Annotated in this window: 18 protein-coding genes; 9 read left to right on the top strand and 9 right to left on the bottom strand. The window is 58.4% G+C overall.

The features are described 5' to 3' along the window. Window positions 1-293: 293 nt before the first annotated feature. The 6 genes from ACMX25_RS01005 to dnaA form a co-directional block, all read right to left on the bottom strand. Window positions 294-818, bottom strand: coding sequence for a hypothetical protein (locus ACMX25_RS01005; protein WP_414947707.1), 525 nt, complete (start codon window positions 816-818; stop codon window positions 294-296). Then, window positions 815-1,249: a helix-turn-helix domain-containing protein gene (locus ACMX25_RS01010; protein ID WP_414947708.1), complete on the bottom strand. Its 435-nt coding sequence runs from the start codon at window positions 1,247-1,249 to the stop codon at window positions 815-817. The genes ACMX25_RS01005 and ACMX25_RS01010 overlap by 4 nt, the downstream gene beginning before the upstream one ends. Then, entirely contained in the window at window positions 1,236-1,652 is a 417-nt protein-coding gene (locus tag ACMX25_RS01015) for a type II toxin-antitoxin system RelE/ParE family toxin (protein ID WP_414947709.1), read from the bottom strand. The genes ACMX25_RS01010 and ACMX25_RS01015 overlap by 14 nt, the downstream gene beginning before the upstream one ends. Window positions 1,653-2,653: 1,001 nt before the next feature. Further along, window positions 2,654-5,125, bottom strand: coding sequence for a DNA topoisomerase (ATP-hydrolyzing) subunit B (gene gyrB / locus ACMX25_RS01020; protein WP_414947710.1), 2,472 nt, complete (start codon window positions 5,123-5,125; stop codon window positions 2,654-2,656). Between the two features lie 169 nt (window positions 5,126-5,294). Further along, complete coding sequence (gene dnaN / locus ACMX25_RS01025) at window positions 5,295-6,398, bottom strand: DNA polymerase III subunit beta (RefSeq protein ID WP_414947711.1); 1,104 nt, start codon at window positions 6,396-6,398, stop codon at window positions 5,295-5,297. Window positions 6,399-6,740: 342 nt separating this feature from the next. Then, the gene (gene dnaA, locus ACMX25_RS01030) at window positions 6,741-8,342 is read right to left on the bottom strand and encodes a chromosomal replication initiator protein DnaA (RefSeq protein WP_414947712.1); all 1,602 of its coding nucleotides are present in this window, start codon (window positions 8,340-8,342) and stop codon (window positions 6,741-6,743) included. A gap of 417 nt (window positions 8,343-8,759) precedes the next feature. On the opposite strand from dnaA, the gene rpmH reads away from it, so the two are divergent. From rpmH to yidC, 4 genes are all read left to right on the top strand, one after another. Further along, window positions 8,760-8,894 carry a 50S ribosomal protein L34 gene (gene rpmH / locus ACMX25_RS01035; protein ID WP_006998755.1) on the top strand — a complete coding sequence of 45 codons (135 nt, stop codon included), beginning with the start codon at window positions 8,760-8,762 and terminating at the stop codon, window positions 8,892-8,894. Between the two features lie 38 nt (window positions 8,895-8,932). Continuing rightward, a complete protein-coding gene (gene rnpA / locus ACMX25_RS01040; protein WP_414947932.1) occupies window positions 8,933-9,439 on the top strand; it encodes a ribonuclease P protein component in 507 nt (168 codons plus the stop codon). Window positions 9,440-9,507: 68 nt separating this feature from the next. Next, window positions 9,508-9,888 (top strand): membrane protein insertion efficiency factor YidD, encoded by a 381-nt coding sequence (yidD, locus tag ACMX25_RS01045; RefSeq protein ID WP_414947713.1) that lies wholly within the window; start codon window positions 9,508-9,510, stop codon window positions 9,886-9,888. 8 nt (window positions 9,889-9,896) lie between these two features. Continuing rightward, complete coding sequence (yidC, locus tag ACMX25_RS01050; RefSeq protein WP_414947714.1) at window positions 9,897-11,570, top strand: membrane protein insertase YidC; 1,674 nt, start codon at window positions 9,897-9,899, stop codon at window positions 11,568-11,570. A 78-nt stretch (window positions 11,571-11,648) separates the two neighbouring features. Here the strand turns inward: yidC and ACMX25_RS01055 are convergent, their stop codons facing one another. Next, entirely contained in the window at window positions 11,649-12,068 is a 420-nt protein-coding gene (locus tag ACMX25_RS01055) for a transcriptional regulator (RefSeq protein ID WP_414947715.1), read from the bottom strand. Between the two features lie 313 nt (window positions 12,069-12,381). On the opposite strand from ACMX25_RS01055, the gene mnmE reads away from it, so the two are divergent. Both mnmE and ACMX25_RS01065 read left to right on the top strand, forming a co-directional pair. Then, window positions 12,382-13,770 (top strand): tRNA uridine-5-carboxymethylaminomethyl(34) synthesis GTPase MnmE, encoded by a 1,389-nt coding sequence (mnmE, locus tag ACMX25_RS01060; protein WP_414947716.1) that lies wholly within the window; start codon window positions 12,382-12,384, stop codon window positions 13,768-13,770. A gap of 68 nt (window positions 13,771-13,838) precedes the next feature. Beyond that, window positions 13,839-13,976, top strand: coding sequence for a hypothetical protein (locus tag ACMX25_RS01065; RefSeq protein ID WP_414947717.1), 138 nt, complete (start codon window positions 13,839-13,841; stop codon window positions 13,974-13,976). Window positions 13,977-14,022: 46 nt separating this feature from the next. On the opposite strand, the gene ACMX25_RS01070 is transcribed toward ACMX25_RS01065, so the two are convergent. Beyond that, a complete protein-coding gene (locus ACMX25_RS01070; protein WP_414947718.1) occupies window positions 14,023-14,649 on the bottom strand; it encodes a LysE family translocator in 627 nt (208 codons plus the stop codon). A gap of 537 nt (window positions 14,650-15,186) precedes the next feature. Between ACMX25_RS01070 and sap1 the strand changes: the two genes are divergently transcribed. Further along, the gene (gene sap1 / locus ACMX25_RS01075) at window positions 15,187-15,531 is read left to right on the top strand and encodes a surface attachment protein Sap1 (RefSeq protein ID WP_414947719.1); all 345 of its coding nucleotides are present in this window, start codon (window positions 15,187-15,189) and stop codon (window positions 15,529-15,531) included. A gap of 318 nt (window positions 15,532-15,849) precedes the next feature. Beyond that, window positions 15,850-16,401 (top strand): YaeQ family protein, encoded by a 552-nt coding sequence (locus tag ACMX25_RS01080; RefSeq protein ID WP_031360972.1) that lies wholly within the window; start codon window positions 15,850-15,852, stop codon window positions 16,399-16,401. 25 nt (window positions 16,402-16,426) lie between these two features. Here ACMX25_RS01080 and ACMX25_RS01085 read toward each other — a convergent pair whose 3' ends face one another. Further along, entirely contained in the window at window positions 16,427-16,834 is a 408-nt protein-coding gene (locus ACMX25_RS01085) for a VOC family protein (RefSeq protein WP_414947720.1), read from the bottom strand. 387 nt (window positions 16,835-17,221) lie between these two features. On the opposite strand from ACMX25_RS01085, the gene ada reads away from it, so the two are divergent. Continuing rightward, entirely contained in the window at window positions 17,222-18,331 is a 1,110-nt protein-coding gene (gene ada / locus ACMX25_RS01090) for a bifunctional DNA-binding transcriptional regulator/O6-methylguanine-DNA methyltransferase Ada (protein WP_414947721.1), read from the top strand. The last annotated feature ends 40 nt before the right edge of the window (window positions 18,332-18,371 follow it).

Raw genomic sequence — 18,371 nt, forward strand, 5'->3', positions numbered from 1 at the left:
CTGTCACTGTGGTCCGTGATGGACTCTCGCGACCTAGGCTCAGTACTCGAAGATTCAGTTTTTAAGGCCGCTGTCGTACATTTCGCCCGCTTGAGGCCGTGCTTGTCGGTCAGGAGGCGCAGCGCTACTGCGGCTCGGCTTTCGGGACGTGCGACAACGTGCCCGTTGCGAAACGCTAAGGTTCCCATATCGGGGATATGCAAAGCAGCGAACCACATGCCGTCATACTTGCCATGGGCATTGACACTTCCGTTACCAGTAAAAAGCCCCGCTGGAGGCGGGGCAAGATGAGATCATTTTTTTACTGCTTGGTGAGATTTGGGCACTCGGAACGCAGGAATTGTGGGGATTGGGACTCGGAGCCTCAAGGCTGTGCTTTGCGCAAGCTCTCTAAAGTACGGCCAAAGATGGTAGGGCATGTTATGCGCGGTAAATTCCGCCATGCCTTCGTCATCCAACTCGGTCGGCTCGCAACCAGAGATTACGTATTCAATGGCAAAGTCTGCGTACAAATCGAGAACCACGTCGTCCACGTTTAGATCTTGCGTGTCGGGCGGTATTCCGTCATCTCCGATCCTGACAACCCTCGTCCTTGTCTTGGCGAGGAACTTCAGCATGTGCATTTTTCTCTCGCCTTCCGCCGATTGAAATTGAACCTCCGCCACCGAAATCTCCGATGCGCTCCAATTCACACGCGTGAACGTTTCGAGCGTCACCCGCGGGTCAAAGAAAGGCGCAACTGTTGCATCAATGCGTGTCGGGTAAGCAGCTTGCACAAGAAGGTGCTTAAGTACCTTGTCGAGTTTCTCGCGATTCATGCGGCTTTTCGGATGCGCTCTTGAACGGTGGAAGTGATGCTGTCGTTGGCCTCTTTTACGTGCACCAAACGCAGATTTTTAACGACTACTCCATTGCGCGGGATGAATGTGTTCTGATCGGTCGTGACACTGAAACTTCCTTTCCGATCGAGCTGGGCATTCGCAACCAGCCTCACCTCCAAATGCATGTCCATCGCGTGCGCAACAAGCGCGACCGTCTCCAGCGTGACATTGTGGCGACCGCTCAAGACACGACTGAGAAACGCCGGTTTCTTGTCAATTTTTTCGCTCAGCGCCTTCTGGCTGAGTCCAAGGCCCTTCATTGCGTCGGAGATTTGTCCTGTGAGTTCGAGCAGCGTCCGCTCGGTCCAATAAGTGGCAGATTTTTGAGCCTGCTGAAAAGCCTCTTTGTAGCGGCTACTGATCTTCATCTTCCTCTCCTTCAATAAACTCAAGAGCGCCGGCAAGCTTCGCTTTCTCATACGCAACGTAGACCTGTTGCGCCGCCTTAACGAAAGTTTTGGGAGTCTTCCCAGACTTGCCACCTGCTTTATAGAAACACTTTGTCAGGACAATCACTCGGCCTGCGTCATAAAAATAGAGCAGCCGCAAAGTTCCTGTTACGTCGAATTGCCATACCTTCGGGTCGTCGCCGACATGATGGGTCCTATTTTCAGCGAAAGCCTCAGGTCCATGCCGGGCGGCGTGCGCCAGGAATGCCGCGCACCGGTCCCAATCTTTGCCACCCGCGATGTCCCCTAACACGGTATCGCCACGGGGGTTCAGCACCTCATACACCGACCATGTATCTTGGATTACGGCAGCTAGTTTCAAGATCTTAACTTAAAAGTTATTTTTTTGTGTGGAGAGCTTGACTCTCAGATGTGGGTTTGACCACGTAGCATTTGAGTATTTTTTACCGTTTCGCTCCTCATGCGGGCGGTAGGGACATTTCGAAGTAACTTCGTACTAAACCGTAAACCTGGAGTGATGACAAGGGCGGCTGCACTTTTCGGCGGAGGTATTGTTTGCTCCGATCGTTGACGCGAAGGCCTTAGGGCTCGTTGCACACCTACCCGCCGTCAGTCCGCCATATTATGGGTATTCCAGAATCGTTTATTCGGTCGCGCCGGCGAGTTCCGGGCCGGACTGGACGGCAGCCAGGAAGCGGCCAAGCGGCATAAAGCCGAATCGATACCAAAGTACCTGTTCGGACGAGAGCGGCGCGTGAACAAAGGCTTGGCTCCAGCGCCAGATTATTGACAATAGCGACATCGGGCGGAAACAGTTGCCGGCGACTCGATTGCAACCGCGTTCGTAAAGCGCGACTCGACGGGCCATCGAGCTTGGCGGGTACCGCGACGAAATCCAGGACCTTTTCCATCCGATACATGCGAACAAAAGGCGCGCCTGCGCCTCGGTTTGGCCCGACGAAAGCGCGGCTCGGGTGCCACGATCGCGTTTTCCGGCGGTTGGTATTTCCCGAATGGGGTTACATGGCGGTTACATGAGATTGAAACAGAAAAGGGTTACACGCTTTCGCATGTAACCCTTTGATTTCTTTGGTGGGGCGTGACAGATTCGAACTGTCGACCTACGGATTAAGAGTTGGATAACAACGAATTAAATCGGGGCCGCACCGCTTGCATCATTCGTCCGTGTCTAAATCCGGCTAGTCGTAACACTTTGCACCTCACGCGATTATTTTGGCGGTCTGCGCCTCTTTTGGCTCGCGCAGGCACACCCTGTAGGGCAGTAGCACTAATTTTGTCGCCCAGTAGCAAAACTGTGGCGCCAGTAGCATTTACTCTGGCGCCCTACGACTACAAGCACCCTCAAACGTCAATATTCCCCGCCCGCAACGCGTTCGATTCAATAAACGCGCGACGCGGTTCAACGTCATCACCCATCAGCGTCGTGAAGATGCCATCGGCTGCAATCGCATCCTCAATCTGAACCCGCAACAAACGACGCACGGTCGGGTCCATCGTCGTTTCCCACAACTGCGACGGGTTCATCTCGCCCAGGCCTTTATACCGCTGCTTGGTCACGTTACGCTCGGCATCCGCGATCAACCACTTCATCGCGCTCTTGAAGTCGGTCACCGCCATTGAACGCTCGCCGCGCTTGATCACGGCACCCGGCCCGATCAAACCCTTGAACGTATTTGCGGTCGTCTGCAATTGCTTGTAATCCGCGGTCAACTGGAAGTCTTCATCGATTACCGACGTCTTTACATTCCCGTGATGCCGGCGATTGATATGCAACGACCGAACCTCGCGCACCGTGTCGTAAGCCGGCTCAACCGACACTTCCGGCTTCAACGGATCGGCCCTCAAGGCGGCCTGCAAAGCGGCAGCCGAAGCCACGGTGGATTCTTGCGTCGACAGATCCAGCTCGATGCCATCCATCACCGCGCCAAGCGCATTGACGTCGTAGAACCGGCTGAGACGATCCACGACCGCTTGTGCGAGCAGATAAGCGCGCGCCAACTCACCTAAAGCGTCGCCGGTAATCGGCGTGGCGCCTTCAGCCGCAGTCAGCTCCGAACCCTGCAGTGCCAGCTTCAACATATGCTGATTCAGTTCGTGCGTGTCCTTCAGATACCGTTCGTCCTTGCCCGCCTTGATCTTGTAAAGCGGCGGTTGCGCGATATAGATAAACCCGCGCTCCACAATCTCCGGCATTTGCCGATAAAAGAACGTCAACAGCAGCGTACGAATGTGCGCACCGTCCACGTCCGCATCGGTCATGATGATGATGCGGTGATAGCGCAGCTTCTCGAGGTTGTAATCGTCCTTGCCAAGCCCGGTTCCGAGCGCCGTGACCAGCGTGACGATCTGCTCCGATGAAATGAGCTTGTCGAAACGCGCGCGTTCCACGTTCAGCACCTTGCCACGCAGCGGCAAAATAGCCTGGAACTTCCGGTCACGCCCTTGCTTCGCCGATCCGCCTGCCGAGTCACCCTCCACGATATAAATCTCGGACTTCGCCGGATCCTTCTCCTGACAATCGGCCAGCTTGCCCGGCAAACCAACGCCGTCCAGCACGCCTTTACGCCGCGTCATTTCGCGCGCTTTACGTGCGGCGTCGCGCGCCCGCGCGGCATCGATAATCTTGTTCGTAATGATCTTCGCGTCGATAGGCGTTTCCTGCAGGAACTCCTCCAGCGCCTTCGCGACCACGTCTTCCACCGGCGCGCGCACTTCCGACGACACCAGCTTGTCCTTCGTCTGCGAGCTGAATTTCGGCTCCGGCACCTTCACGGACAACACGCACGACAAGCCTTCGCGCATGTCGTCGCCGCTCGTCTCGATCTTCGCTTTCTTCGCGATATCGTGGTCGGTGATGTACTTGTTCAGAACCCGCGTCATGGCCGCGCGCAAGCCGGTCAAGTGCGTGCCGCCGTCCCGCTGCGGAATGTTGTTCGTGAAGCACAGCACGCTTTCGTTGTAGCTGTCGTTCCACTGCATGGCCACTTCGACCGTGACGTTGTCCTTCTCGCCAATCGCGTGGAACACGTTCGGATGCAGCACTTGCTTCGCTTTGTTGATGTATTCCACAAAGCCCTTCACGCCGCCGATAAACGCGAAATCGTCTTCCTTGCCATCACGCTGGTCGGTCAGGCGAATCCGCACGCCGTTATTCAGGAACGACAGTTCGCGCATACGCTTGGCGAGGATGTCGTAGTGAAACTCCACGTTGCCGAAGATGGTCACGTCGGGCATGAAATGCACTTCGGTGCCGCGATTTTCCGTGTCGCCTACAACTGGCATGGGCGAGTACGTAATGCCGTCTTCCGTCACGAGTTCGCGGTTCTGCACCACGCCCTGGCGGAATTCCATGAAGTGTTTCTTGCCGTCGCGGCGCACGGTGAGGCGCAGCCATTCGGACAGGCCGTTCACGCACGACACGCCCACGCCGTGCAAACCGCCCGACACCTTGTAGCTGTTCTGGTCGAACTTGCCGCCCGCGTGCAGCTCGGTCATCACGATCTCGGCGGCGCTGCGCTTCGGATCGTGCTTGTCGTCGAGCTTCAGACCGGTCGGCACGCCGCGGCCGTTATCGGTCACGGAGATGGAGTTGTCCGCGTGAATGGTGACGTGGATGTCGTTGCAATGGCCGGCGAGCGCTTCGTCGATGGAGTTGTCCAGCACTTCGAAAACGAGGTGGTGCAGACCCGTGCCATCCGACGTATCGCCGATATACATACCCGGCCTCTTGCGGACCGCCTCCAGACCCTCGAGGATCTGAATGGAGGATGCGCCATAAGCGTTGTCGGGTTGCGAAATTGGGTTTTCAGTCATGGGTTTTTTTCCGGTTCTGCGTCACTACGGGGTCGTTACTGGGTCACTGCGCGGTCACTAAGCGGTCACTGCGGGGTTGCTGCGCGGTCGCTGCATGAGACTTTTCGAAACACCTTAAAAATGCCAAAGGGGCAATGCGCCCCTTGGAAAGTTTTTAGATTTGGCCGCGTCAGATGCGCATTGGCATCACCACATATTTGAACTCGTCGTTCTCGGGAATCGTGATCAAGGCGCTTGAGCTAGCGTCGCCGAGACTCACTTGCAGCATGTCGATCTTCAGGTTCGCGAGCACGTCGAGCAGATACGTGACGTTGAAGCCGATGTCCACGCTGTCGCCCTGATACGCGATTTCCAGCTCTTCTTGCGCTTCTTCCTGGTCGGCGTTGGTCGACATGATCTTCAACTGGCCCGGCTCGATCAGGCAACGCACGCCCTTGAACTTGTCCGACGTCAAAATGGCGGCCCGCTGCAGCGAACGCTGCAATTCTTCGCGGCCGATCAGGAACGTGTTCTTGTGCGACTTCGGGATCACGCGCTGGAAGTCGGGGAATTTGCCTTCCACGAGCTTCGACACGAGTTCGACCTGGCCGAACGTGAACTTGACCTGGCTTGCTGCAATGTCGATCACCAGCAAGTCGTCAATTTCCTCAAGCAGGCGCTGCAATTCAAGGATGGTCTTGCGCGGGATGATCACTTCCTGGCGCGGGAACGACCCCTCGATTTTCATCGATGAAAACGCGAGCCGGTGTCCGTCCGTTGCAACTGCCATCAACTGGTCGCCGTCGACCACCAGCAGCATGCCGTTCAGGTAATAGCGGATGTCCTGCTGCGCCATGGCGAAGTGGACCATGCCGAGCAACTGCCGGAAGGTCTTTTGCGGAACCGACAGGCTCGCGCCGAACTCTGTCGCCTGGTTGACGGTCGGGAACTCATCGGCAGCAAGCGTCTGCAGCGCAAAGCGGCTTTTGCCGGAGCGCACGGTCAGCTTCTTGTCGGTGAGATCGAGCGACACTTCTCCCGGCGGCATGGCGCGCAGGATGTCGAGCAGCTTGCGCGCGGCTACGGTGGTGGCGACCTGATCGCTGCCGGTGCCGAAATCGGCACGCGTGGTGATCTGAAGTTCTAGATCGGTCGAGAGGAACGACACGTCGGCGCCAGTCTTGGTAATCAGCAAATTGGCGAGGATCGGCAACGTATGACGGCGTTCGACGATTCCGCTCACGGTTTGCAGCGGCCTTAGGAGATTATCTCGTTCGGTCTTGACCAGTTGCATAGAGTTCCTTCGTTGATGTGACGGCCGTCCGCCGCGTGTGTCCCCCGCTTTTGCCACCGCTTTTTAAGAAGCGTTGCCACCGCATGGATGACCTTCGGACGGTCTCGTGTCACGCGCTTGCAGCGATTGCCACCCGCACGTGCCAGGCTTGCGCCAAAACGCCGCCCAGCGCCGCTGGACGGTCAAACCCGTATTGTGCCTCAAAACCTGACCGCTCCCTGAAAATGGGGGCAATTTCGTCAATAAACAGGCCCGTTTTTTGACGCTTTTTGTGGCGCTTTTGGGCGCAGGCGGCAAACGGCCGGGCGCACCCTGATCAGCAGCCGCTACAGCACGGAAAGCTCAACCTTTTAGCGTTTGCTCGAGCACGTGCAGTTCGTGGTTCAACTGGGCGTCCGTGCCCCGTTCCGCCGAAATTTTCCGCACGGCGTGCAGCACCGTGGTGTGGTCGCGCCCGCCGAACAGCTCGCCGATCTCCGGCAAGCTCTTCTGCGTGAGTTCCTTTGCCAGATACATCGCGATCTGACGCGGCCGCGCGATGTTCGCCGGCCGCTTCTTGGAATACATGTCGGCGACCTTGATGTTGTAGAAGTCCGCCGCCGTCTTCTGGATGTTTTCCACCGATATCTGCCGGTTCTGCACCGTCAGCAGGTCTTTCAGCGCTTCCTTCGTCAACTCGATCGAAATCTCGCGGCCGTGGAATCGCGAAAAAGCCAGGATCTTGCGCAACGCGCCTTCCAGTTCACGCACGTTCGAGCGCAAATGCTTCGCGACAAAAAACGCCACGTCCTCGGACAAACTCACGCCTTCCGATTGCGCCTTGCGCATCAGGATAGCCACGCGCATTTCAAGCTCCGGCGGCTCGATCGCGACCGTCAGGCCGGAGTCGAAGCGGGAAATCAGCCGGTCATCGATACCCGAAATCTCCTTCGGATACGTATCGCTCGTGATGATCACCTGTGCCTTGTTCGCCACCAGCGCCTCGAACGCGTAGAAAAACTCTTCCTGCGTCCGCGATTTACCCGAGAAGAATTGAATATCGTCGATCAATAGCAGGTCGAGCGAATGGTAATAACGCTTGAAATCGTCGAAAGCCTTGCGCTGATAGGCCTTGACCACGTCCGACACGTATTGCTCCGCGTGGATGTAGCGAATGCGCGCGCCGGCCTTGTCCTGCAACAGCTGGTTGCCGATTGCGTGAATCAGGTGGGTCTTGCCCAGGCCCACGCCGCCGTACAGGAACAACGGGTTGTACGAGATGCCGGGGTTATCGGCGACCTGGATCGCGGCTGCCCGGGCGAGCTGATTCGCCTTGCCGGTCACGAAGTTATCGAACGTTAGAACCGGATTGAGCTTCGAGCGCTCGTAAGCCGAATCGTTTTCCCCATTCGACGATGCCGTGCCGCCCGGGCGCCATGTCCGGCGCGCGACGGCAGCTTCGTTGGCATCAAGGCTCGGCAGGTCGAGATCGCCGTTATCGGCCTGATCGTTATGTTGCAAGGATTGCGCGTGCTGCGCGGCTTCTGCCGCGAGCGCGTTGATGTGGGCGCTCGCGTTCGCGTGGCCGCCGTTGCTTCTCTCAGCGGGCTGAGGCACGGGACGCTGCACAGGCGGGGAAACGGGCGCGGCGCCGGTAACGGATGAAGCAGGCGACGCCGACGACGCGGGCAGGCCGCCCATCGCCTTGCGCGCGGTCGCTTTTGGGTCCAGAACAAACTGGATATCGACGGGGACGTGCCAGAATTCCCGGGCCATATCGGCGATACGGCCGGAAAACTGACTTTTCACCCAGTCGAGCTTGAACCGATTGGGCGCGGCGATGCGCAGCGTGCTCGCATCGGCATCGAAGTCGACCAGGGCCAGCGGTTTGATCCATGTGACGTACTGCTGCGGCGTGAGTTCGCGCTCCAGCAATGCGGAACAGTGTTGCCAAAAATCGTTCATCGAATGCAGTCGTTAGGGTTTACCGCAGATCTTGCCGCCGCCCTCGCCGCCACTTGGCGACAAGGCCCGGTGCGCGCGGGCAAGCGTGCCCCAAAGCCTTGTCCACCATGCGTTTGCAGGCGGTACAGCGGACCGGGACAACGTGCGGTTACGTCGGATTGAGCGGAGATTCTAACGCCAAATGCAACCGCGGCGCGAGTTATCCACAGGGACGGACCATGCGGCCTATTGAATCGCCAAGCCTGTGGACTTCTTCGAAAACCGCTCGTCATGCCTCATAACCTATTGACGGTCAATAGGAAAACGGTTTAAATAGCGGGTTCCGCAAAACCCGAATTCTTGTACCACCGGCCGGTACGTCGCCTTTTTGTCGCTCACGTATGGCCGGCGGTCCGTTTTTACCCAAGTGAGACCAACATGAAACGCACTTACCAACCTTCCGTCACCCGCCGCAAGCGTACCCATGGCTTTCGCGTCCGTATGAAGACGGCCGGCGGCCGCAAGGTGATCAATGCACGTCGCGCGAAGGGCCGCAAGCGCCTGGCTGTATAAGGTCGCTGTTGACGGCGCGCCCCGGCACTCGCCCAGATGTGTGCGACGGCCAGGTGCGCAGCACGACCAGCTCCGGACAGGAAACCAGTCAGTTGCGAGCAAGTGCCGCGTTCCCCAAGGCCGCAAGGCTGCTGAAAACGGATGAATACTCATCCGTTTTTCGTTTGCGCCCTTGGCGCCGGTCTCCGCATTTTGTCTTGTATGGCAAGCCGACCGGCAACGAGGCGCGACTGGGTCTGGTTATCGGCAAGAAGTTCGCGCCGCGTGCGGTGACGCGTAACCTGATCAAGCGGTTAGCGCGCGAGGCTTTCCGGCTTCGGCGTGCAGAGCTTGGCGGCTGGGATATCCTGCTGCGGCTGCATGCGAAAATTGACCGCAAGGTGATGAAGAGCGCGAAATCGCCGCCGCTGCGCATGTTATTTCGCGAAGAGATCGACGGCCTGCTTGACCGTGCAGTGCGCGAAGCAGCGCGGCGTACTGAAGGTGTAAGCGAGCAGGGAGCGTCGCCCATCGTCAAGGACCCACCCGCGCCTGCGGGCTCATGAGCCGCTTCAGGCGTACACCGGCTTGGTCCGGCGTCGACCCGAGCGCGAATTCTATGCAGACGGCACGAATGGCAGAAACGGCGTTGATCGCCTTATTACGCTTCTACAAGGTTGCAGTGAGCCCCATGCTCGGCAACCGGTGCCGCTTTTACCCATCGTGTTCTGACTACGCGCGCGAAGCAATCCAGTATCATGGCGCCGCGCGTGGCTCATTCCTCGCAGCAAAACGTCTGTGCCGCTGCCATCCGTTTTCGGCTGGCGGCATCGATCTGGTCCCCGTGCCTCCGTCCGCCGCCGGCTGCGTTCAGCAGGATGGCGCGTCAGCGGCCGACCCAGTCGACGACTCTGCCCCGAGCTCATCGGATGTGCCGAATCCTTCGCCGGATCCGGCACATTCAGTAAGTTCAAACCACCACGGCGCCAATAACGCGCTCTTCGATCGACACTGAGACAACGCATGGATATCAAACGTACCGTCCTATGGGTCATCTTTTTCATGTCGGCTGTCATGCTGTTCGACAACTGGCAACGTGACCATGGGCGCCCGTCGATGTTCTTCCCGAGCGCCGTCCCGACCAAGACGGTCGGCAGCGCTGCACCGGGAACCACGACGCCGGGCACGCAAGCCGCCGATTTGCCGTCAACGCCTGGCGTAGCGGGCGCACCGGCCGCACCGGGTTCGACTGCACCCGCATCCGCCGCAGACCAACTCGTGAATTTCTCCACGGACGTCTATTCCGGCCAGATCGATACGCGCGGCGGCACGCTGTCGAAGCTGTCGCTCGTGAAGGAAGGTGACGGCAAGCAGCCGGATCTGTACATCACGCTCTTCGACCGCACGGCAACGCACACGTATCTCGCGCGCACGGGCCTGCTCGGTGGCGACTTCCCGAACCACAACGACGTCTTCACGCTCGTACCGGGCAGCCAGACGACGATGGGTGACAGCAAGACGATGTCCATCTCGTTCGAGTCGCCGGTCAAGGGTGGCGTGAAGGTCATCAAGACCTACACGTTCACGCGCGGCAGCTATGTGATCGGTGTGGACACGAAGGTGCAGAACGTCGGCACGGCGCCGGTCACGCCGCGTCTCTATATGGAACTCGTGCGCGACGATTCGCCGGTGGAAACCCCGCGCTTCTCGCATACGTTCATTGGGCCGGCTGTTTATACCGAGCAGCATCACTTCCAGAAGATGACGTTCAGCGATATCGACAAGGGCAAGGAAGATTTTGCGCCCTCCGCCGATAACGGCTGGGTCGCGATGGTGCAGCATTACTTTGCGTCGGCGTGGATTCCGCAGCAGGGTGCGAAGCGCGATATCTACGTGCAGAAGATCGATCCGGCGCTGTATCGCGTGGGCGTGCAACAGCCGTTGCAGACCATTGCGCCGGGACAGACTATCGACGTGCAATCGCGGCTTTTTGCCGGTCCGGAAGAAGAGCGGATGCTGGAAGGCGTTGCGCCGGGTCTTGAGCTCGTGAAGGACTACGGCATGGTGACGATTATCGCCAAGCCGCTGTTCTGGCTGCTCGAGAAGATTCATAGCTATGTGGGCAACTGGGGCTGGTCGATCATCCTGCTCACGCTGTTGATCAAGGCCGTGTTCTTTCCGTTGTCGGCGGCAAGCTACAAGTCGATGGCACGGATGAAGACCATCACGCCGCGTATGACGCAATTGCGTGAACGCTATAAGGGCGATCCGCAGAAGATGAATTCGGAGCTGATGGCGCTCTATAAAACCGAGAAGGTGAATCCGTTCGGCGGCTGCCTGCCGGTCGTTGTGCAGATTCCGGTATTTATCTCGTTGTATTGGGTGTTGCTGTCATCGGTGGAAATGCGCGGTGCGCCGTGGGTCTTGTGGATTCACGACTTGTCGCAAGCCGATCCGTTCTACATTTTGCCGGTACTGATGGCCGTTTCCATGTTTCTGCAAACGCGGTTGAATCCCACGCCGCCAGACCCGGTTCAGGCCAAGATGATGATGTTCATGCCACTGGCGTTCTCGGTCATGTTCTTCTTCTTCCCGTCAGGACTGGTGCTGTATTACGTCGTGAATAACGTGCTTTCCATCGCGCAGCAGTATTACATCACGCGCATGATGGGACAGAAGAAGGTGGCGAAGGCTTAGGTTTTCACCCTTCGGTTGAATTGAAAATGCCCGGCTTGCCGGGCGTTTTTGTTTCTGTGGAATGTTTACGTATGCGCTTTATCGTTTCCCGCCCGCCCCATAAAACTGGTCAATAAGCTCCTCCAGCAAATACCGGTGATGCGGCGAAAGCGCCTCGATCTTCGACGCCAGCTCAAGCGTCTCCTCCGAGGCCGGATACTTTTCGTCGTGAATGATCGGCTTCGGCGCGCTTTGCGGATTCCCGGTTGGCGGCGGTCCGTAATGAAGCCAGTGCTGCTCGACCTTGAACCACTCGGCGAGTGTCGCCAGTTTGTCGGTAGTAGGAATTGAACGCGCGGTCAGCCACTTGTGCGTGGTTTGCGGCGACACGGGTTCGCCGTGATAACGCAAATTGAAATGCAAAGCGAGATCGGTTGCACCGCGCATTTTCTCGGGCGCGCGTGTCATCGAAAATTTGAGCCGATCCGAAAAATCGGTTTTCTCTTTGGGTGTTGGCATGGTCGCGATTGTGCGAGGCAAACGCTGTGACGGAGTCAACCGCCTACGCTAGATATGGCGCATCTTTCTCATTTTTAGCGCGCACAGGAAAAATAATGTCGGAATGCCGCGATGACCGCTTGATCGGCGTGGCCCAATACCGATCACATTTTCACGCAATGAAACGGAGCACGCCGACAGCCATTCCTAAAGTCGATCATATCCCACATAAGATAAATTGAGAATCATCCTAGCGACTCGTGCGGCCCAGCGAAACGAGGGCGCCACGCTACAATGCCGCCACTCGTTCATTCGCGTTCCGCTGGAAACAACCATGTCCAATAACGATACCGATCCGATTGTCGCGATCGCCACCGCGCCGGGGCGTGGGGGTATCGGCGTGATCCGGCTGTCGTTCGGGCGAGCGGGTGAGGCAGCGGCGAAACACGCAATGCTGGCGCTGTGCGGCCAATTGCTCGATGCGCGGCACGCGAGCTATGTACCGTTTATCGATGCACGCGGTGAGGCGATCGATCGCGGGATTGCACTGTATTTTCCGGCGCCGCATTCCTACACCGGCGAGCACGTGCTCGAGTTGCAGGGGCACGGTGGTCCGATCGTGCTGCAACTGCTGTTGCAACGTGCAGTAGAAACCGGTCGTGATTTCGGCGTGCGGTTGGCCGAACCTGGCGAGTTCACCCGTCGCGCATTTCTCAACGACAAGCTCGACCTGGCGCAGGCCGAGGCCGTAGCAGATCTGATCGAGGCAAGCACGGAAGCCGCGGCGCGCTCGGCGGGCCGCTCACTCGATGGCGCTTTCTCGCGCGAAATCCAGGCGCTTGTGGCAGACGTGATCACGTTGCGCATGCTGGTCGAAGCGACGCTCGATTTCCCCGAGGAGGAGATCGATTTCTTGGAAGCCGCCGATGCCCGCGGCAAGCTCGCCCGCATCCGTGCGTTACTCGACAAGGTGCTCGCCGACGCTCGTCAGGGCGCGCTGCTGCGCGAAGGGCTATCGGTCGTGCTCGCGGGGCAACCGAACGTGGGGAAGTCGTCGTTGCTGAACGCGTTGGCGGGCGCGGAACTCGCCATCGTCACGCCGATTGCCGGCACCACGCGCGACAAGGTCACGCAGACTATTCAGATTGAAGGCATTCCACTGCATGTCATCGATACCGCCGGCCTGCGCGACACCGAGGACGAGGTGGAGCGGATCGGTATCGAGCGGACCTGGGGGGAAATCGGCCGCGCGGATGTCGTCCTGCATCTCATGGACGCGCGCGAGGCGCTGAGCGCCGACGATGCCGCAATCTCGGCGCGTTTTCCGGCGGGCGTGCCGGTCGTGCGCGTGCTGAACAAAGCGGATCTGGCGGGCGTGGAAGCATCGGCGGAAACGGCTGGCGATGGCGTGCGCGACGTGCGGTTATCGGCGAAAACGGGTGATGGCATTGCGCTGTTGCGTAGCGAATTGCTCAAGATTGCCGGGTGGCAGGCGGGCGCGGAGAGCATCTATCTGGCGCGCGAGCGGCACTTGATTGCGCTGCGCGCGGCGCGGGAACATCTGGCGATTGCCTCGGACCATGCAGAGCAGAATTCGCAAGCACTCGATTTGTTCGCCGAAGAGTTGCGACTTGCACAGGATCAGTTGAATTCGATCACCGGAGAGTTCAGCTCCGATGATCTGCTGGGGGTTATTTTCAGCCGCTTTTGTATTGGAAAATAGGCGTCGCATGGCTCATGGCGATCCTTGATGTAGGATTCCCAGTAGAGAAGCCACGCAGGGAGCCCAAAATGGCCAAACCCAAGGGTCTCGAGGACGAACAAGCCATTCGCTGTCGAAGGCAGATAGCATTGGCGACCATCGCTGCCGTGATCATTATCGCGGGACTGTGGCGCATGGCCGTGCAGTATGGGTGGCTTGGCTTGTGAGTTCGGGCGACGCGTTTAGAGCGTCGCGACGACGCCCACCCACACCTCAAACGGCCTTCTTCCAAGCCGCCGCGAACACTCCCGCTCCCATTAACAGCGCGCCGCCGGTTCGATTCACCGTCCGTTGCACGCCTGGCCGCCGAATCGCTTTCCGCGCGACCGAAGCGAGCATCGCGTAGCCAAACGCATTCGCGGCCGCCAAGCCGACAAACGTCGCCTCCATGATCGCTATCTGCGAAATGCTCGCGACATGCGGATCGATGAATTGCGGCACGAACGCGACAAAGAAAATGATGCTTTTCGGATTGAGCGTGGTCACCGCGTAAGCGTGAGCGACGATCCGGCTCGTACGCAACTCGGCAGGCGCGCTGACGGCATCGGTGTCCATCACCGGGGCGCGCCACAACTTGATGCCCAGATAGACAAGGTAGGCCGCGCCCACCCATTTCAAGACGATGAACAATTCCGCCGATGCCGCGAGCAACACGCCAAGTCCGAGCATGGACGCGGTCATCGATGTGAGGTCGCCCAATGCGACGCCGGCCGTCGTGGCAAGCGCGTATTTGCGGCCATGGCCGAGCGCGTAGGAAACAACCAGCAGCACGGTCGGTCCAGGAATGGCAACGAGGATGGCGGAGGTGACTGCGAACGGCAGCCATTGAGCGAGGGTCATGGAAGCTCCTTTAAGAAGCATCGATTAATCCATGGGAATTCGCCTCTGACAAGAGAATATGTAAAAAATGGCAGCAACCACGACCCGGCCCACAGCGCGTCGTGGAGGTACAAAAAACGCGTCGTACCAAGTGCCTGTCTTGAAACAGTTTCTTCCGCAGAATCGCTGTTTCTTGAATCCATTTCGGCGTTCGGCACAGATTCTGCTTGGAACTAATCGGGCTTTGACCAGCGATCAGGCCTGAATTCTGTTGTGTCTCCTCCCTCACTTGTGAGGTTAATGCCCGGTTCCAGCGAACCGGGCATCTTTTATTGTATTTTCTGTTTGCGCCGCATCAATCCGGTTTTTGATTACGGTGCCGCGCGCTTAAAGCCGCTTAATCAAGAAAGCGCGTCTGCGACAATCTGTCGTGTTGCAAACGCACACAAGATGTGCTTGCCTCTTGCAAATTCTCATCTAGGATTAACGCTGCAAATTAATAACTAGTCACTGAATACATAGCTGAATCCCCGCTAAAGAGTTGCATGGAGGCTATAGATGAAAAAGCGCGCCATTGCTGGTTTCGTAATGATCGGCTTATTGGGCGCGATCACCTCGACCTACGCTCAGGACAAAGTGGTCCAGCCGCAACAAACGTTCAGTTTCATGCCTAATGCGTACGGTTGTTTATCGAAAGACAAATTCGATTCCGCCGATCAGCACGCCCAAGCAGGCGAACAGCAGAAAATGCAGGAATTCTTCGCCGGTTTTCAATGCATTCCCACACCGGAAGGCGCTCATTTCCGTGTAGTGCAGGTCGTCGGACATGATGTTGAATTCGTGAATGCTGCAAATAGCGATACCCAAGGTTTGTGGACTGCGGATCGATTCATTAAACAATGAGTTAATCACCGGCAGATCGCGATTTAAATCGATGACGGCGGTTTAAAAACCGCCGCTTATCTGCTATCGCGACGAAATCACGGAGCGAATTTATTCACTCCCATCGGGTTCGTTGCGTGTCCTGCGGGACAATCGCCGGCAGGATCGGTCACGCCAGCTCTCCCGTCTTTCCCCCGCAACACATCCCCTCCACCAACCTTTCCCCGCAACGAACGAACGCGTTCGGTATCATCACGCGTCGATAAGCAGCGGCTCCGCCCGAAACATCCGTTCCGAATTCCCTTTTTCCGGCCTCTTAAACAGGCTTTCTGGTGTTGCATGGCCCTTAAATCCACAATCTATAAAGCTGAGTTGCAAATCGCCGACATGGATCGGCACTACTACGGCGACCACGCGCTGACGATCGCCCGGCATCCGTCCGAAACCGACGACCGGATGATGGTGCGTGTCGCCGCGTTCGCGTTATTCGCCAGCGAACGCCTCGAATTCACCAAAGGGCTGTCCGACACCGACGAACCCGATCTCTGGCAAAAGGATCTGACTGGACAAATCGAAACGTGGATTGAAGTCGGCCAGCCGGAAGAACGGCGCATCGCCAAGGCGAGCGGACGCGCGGATCGGGTGATCGTGATCGCGTATGGCGGCCGCACCTCGGAAATCTGGTGGCAGGGCGTCAAGGCGAAGGTCGAACGCATGCAGAACGTGACCGTGTGGTCGCTCACCGATGGCGTGGCCGCAGCGCTCGGCGCTCTGGCCGAACGGACTATGCGGCTTCAATGCACGGTGCAGGATGGCGAGGCGTCGCTGGGAAGCGCGACGGTCGATCCGGTCGCTATCGATTGGACGGTGTTCAAGGGAAAACCGCGCTGACCGGATATCCGGGCACGCTCGCCAATCAAGCTTCCGGCGGCCCTTTCAGTTCGACGAGATTGCCTTCCAGATCGAAGAGATAAAGCGACGGGCCGAAACCTTCAGCACCGTAGCGACGCCCTTCTTCCCCCAGGCGCACGCCGTTTTCAAGCAAATGCGCGCGCAACGCGGCGGAATCGAACGGTTCCACGCGCAGGCACAGGTGATCCATGTTGTTGCCCGCGCCCGGCGTGCCGCTTTCGGGCCGGTCGATCTTCGCGCCCACCGCAAGCAGGTCGATCAGCGAGCGTCCTGCGCGCATCTGTACAAGTCCGATTTCTCGTTGTTCCTTCTCCACCGGACATCCCAGCACCGTCCTGTAAAAGCCGACCATGGCGTCAAGGTTCGCACAGCGAATGACAACGTGGTCAATCTCGCGAATGGGTATGTGCATCGCATGTCTCCGTTTTTTATCGTGCTGCCAACCAATGGATTGGCGCAATAACCAGACTGAAGTTTAGCAAGTGTTGCGAAACAGCACGGCTATCAAGGCTTCAAAGCGTACAGACGAAAAAAAGCCCACTCGTTGCGGAGCGGGCTGAATCCATATCAGGAGGAGACATGGAGGAGACAGTTCCGATATTACACAGCCGATACGAGCGATGCAACACTTATCGTAGTAAAAACCCCTATGGTGGTGATGTGTCGCATCTGTGCGTCATTTGTCCATGCGTGCACATCCCCGTCATTCAAGGAAGTAATGACAGAGCAAGATCCGGCGAGTACCTATAGACGTGCGCCTCTAAAGTAGTCACGTACCCTTCGCAAACCGAGGATTGTGATGAAAACCGAACACAGTGCCGCTACTTTTTCCAACGATGAAACCCGTTGGAACGCGTTGTTGAGCCGCGATTCAAGCGCCGACGGCGAATTCTTCTATGCCGTTCGCACGACCGGCGTGTTTTGCCGCCCATCGTGCGCGTCGCGGCAGCCGAAGCGTGAAAACGTCGAATTCTTCGATACCCCCAAGCAAGCCGAAGCCGCCGGTTATCGGGCGTGCAAGCGGTGTCAGCCGGGCAGCCTGTCGCGCGAATTGGCGATCGTGGAGCGGGCGTGCAAGGTGCTCGACGCCGACCCGCAGCAACGCGTGACGCTCGCGGAATTGAGCCGCGCCGTGCATGTCAGCGCATTTCATTTGCAGCGGCTGTTTTCACGCGTGGTTGGCGTGTCGCCGCGGCAATACCAGGCCGCCCGCCGCGCGGATACATTGCGCGGCGCGCTCCAGCGTGGCGACGACGTGACGCGCGCGATGCACGACGCCGGCTTCGGTTCGACATCGCGTATGTACGAAGCGGCGCCCGCCGAGCTGGGGATGACGCCGTCGACGTATCGACGCAAAGGAGCAGGGTTGGTCGTGCATTTCGCGACGGCGCAAACGGCGCTCGGGATCGTGCTGGTCGCCGCAACGGCCAAGGGCATCTGCAAGATCGCTTTCGGCGATATCCCCGCCGCGCTCGAAGCTGAACTCGCTCAAGAGTTGTCGGACGCGGAACGGATCAAGGACGAGGCGCGGCTCGCACCGTTTATCGTGCAGATTGATGCGTATCTGCGTGGCACGCGTGAGCACTTCGAGCTGCCGCTCGATATCAGCGCAACGGCTTTTCAGCAGCGCGTGTGGGACGCGTTGCAGAGGATTCCGTACGGGCAGACGCGCAGTTATACGGATATCGCCGAAACGCTTGGATCGCCGCGCGCGGTGCGTGCGGTGGCGAATGCGTGCGCGTCGAACCCGGTGGCGCTCGCGATCCCGTGTCATCGCGTGGTGCATAAGGACGGCGCGCTCGCGGGGTATCGATGGGGCACGGCGCGCAAGGTCGCGTTGTTATCGGCGGAAAAGGAACATCGGGAAACTGCGCCGCTTGAAACCGTTGGCGCGGAGGATCTGGGTTGATGGCGCGCTGCGGGTTTGTGGCATCACAATTACGTTAAAC

This window comes from Caballeronia eucalypticola, assembly GCF_047608185.1.
Classification (GTDB): domain Bacteria; phylum Pseudomonadota; class Gammaproteobacteria; order Burkholderiales; family Burkholderiaceae; genus Caballeronia.

What these genes read in the sequence shown, in the direction of transcription:
- ACMX25_RS01080 (WP_031360972.1), top strand. Translation starts at nt 15,850, where the DNA reads ATGGCCCTTAAATCCACAATCTATAAAGCTGAGTTGCAAATCGCCGAC.
- mnmE (WP_414947716.1), top strand. Translation starts at nt 12,382, where the DNA reads ATGTCCAATAACGATACCGATCCGATTGTCGCGATCGCCACCGCGCCG.
- ACMX25_RS01085 (WP_414947720.1), bottom strand. Translation starts at nt 16,834, where the DNA reads ATGCACATACCCATTCGCGAGATTGACCACGTTGTCATTCGCTGTGCG.
- ACMX25_RS01065 (WP_414947717.1), top strand. Translation starts at nt 13,839, where the DNA reads ATGGCCAAACCCAAGGGTCTCGAGGACGAACAAGCCATTCGCTGTCGA.
- rpmH (WP_006998755.1), top strand. Translation starts at nt 8,760, where the DNA reads ATGAAACGCACTTACCAACCTTCCGTCACCCGCCGCAAGCGTACCCAT.
- dnaN (WP_414947711.1), bottom strand. Translation starts at nt 6,398, where the DNA reads ATGCAACTGGTCAAGACCGAACGAGATAATCTCCTAAGGCCGCTGCAA.
- gyrB (WP_414947710.1), bottom strand. Translation starts at nt 5,125, where the DNA reads ATGACTGAAAACCCAATTTCGCAACCCGACAACGCTTATGGCGCATCC.
- yidD (WP_414947713.1), top strand. Translation starts at nt 9,508, where the DNA reads ATGGCAGAAACGGCGTTGATCGCCTTATTACGCTTCTACAAGGTTGCA.
- ACMX25_RS01055 (WP_414947715.1), bottom strand. Translation starts at nt 12,068, where the DNA reads ATGCCAACACCCAAAGAGAAAACCGATTTTTCGGATCGGCTCAAATTT.
- sap1 (WP_414947719.1), top strand. Translation starts at nt 15,187, where the DNA reads ATGAAAAAGCGCGCCATTGCTGGTTTCGTAATGATCGGCTTATTGGGC.
- ada (WP_414947721.1), top strand. Translation starts at nt 17,222, where the DNA reads ATGAAAACCGAACACAGTGCCGCTACTTTTTCCAACGATGAAACCCGT.
- ACMX25_RS01070 (WP_414947718.1), bottom strand. Translation starts at nt 14,649, where the DNA reads ATGACCCTCGCTCAATGGCTGCCGTTCGCAGTCACCTCCGCCATCCTC.
- ACMX25_RS01005 (WP_414947707.1), bottom strand. Translation starts at nt 818, where the DNA reads ATGAATCGCGAGAAACTCGACAAGGTACTTAAGCACCTTCTTGTGCAA.
- yidC (WP_414947714.1), top strand. Translation starts at nt 9,897, where the DNA reads ATGGATATCAAACGTACCGTCCTATGGGTCATCTTTTTCATGTCGGCT.
- dnaA (WP_414947712.1), bottom strand. Translation starts at nt 8,342, where the DNA reads ATGAACGATTTTTGGCAACACTGTTCCGCATTGCTGGAGCGCGAACTC.
- ACMX25_RS01010 (WP_414947708.1), bottom strand. Translation starts at nt 1,249, where the DNA reads ATGAAGATCAGTAGCCGCTACAAAGAGGCTTTTCAGCAGGCTCAAAAA.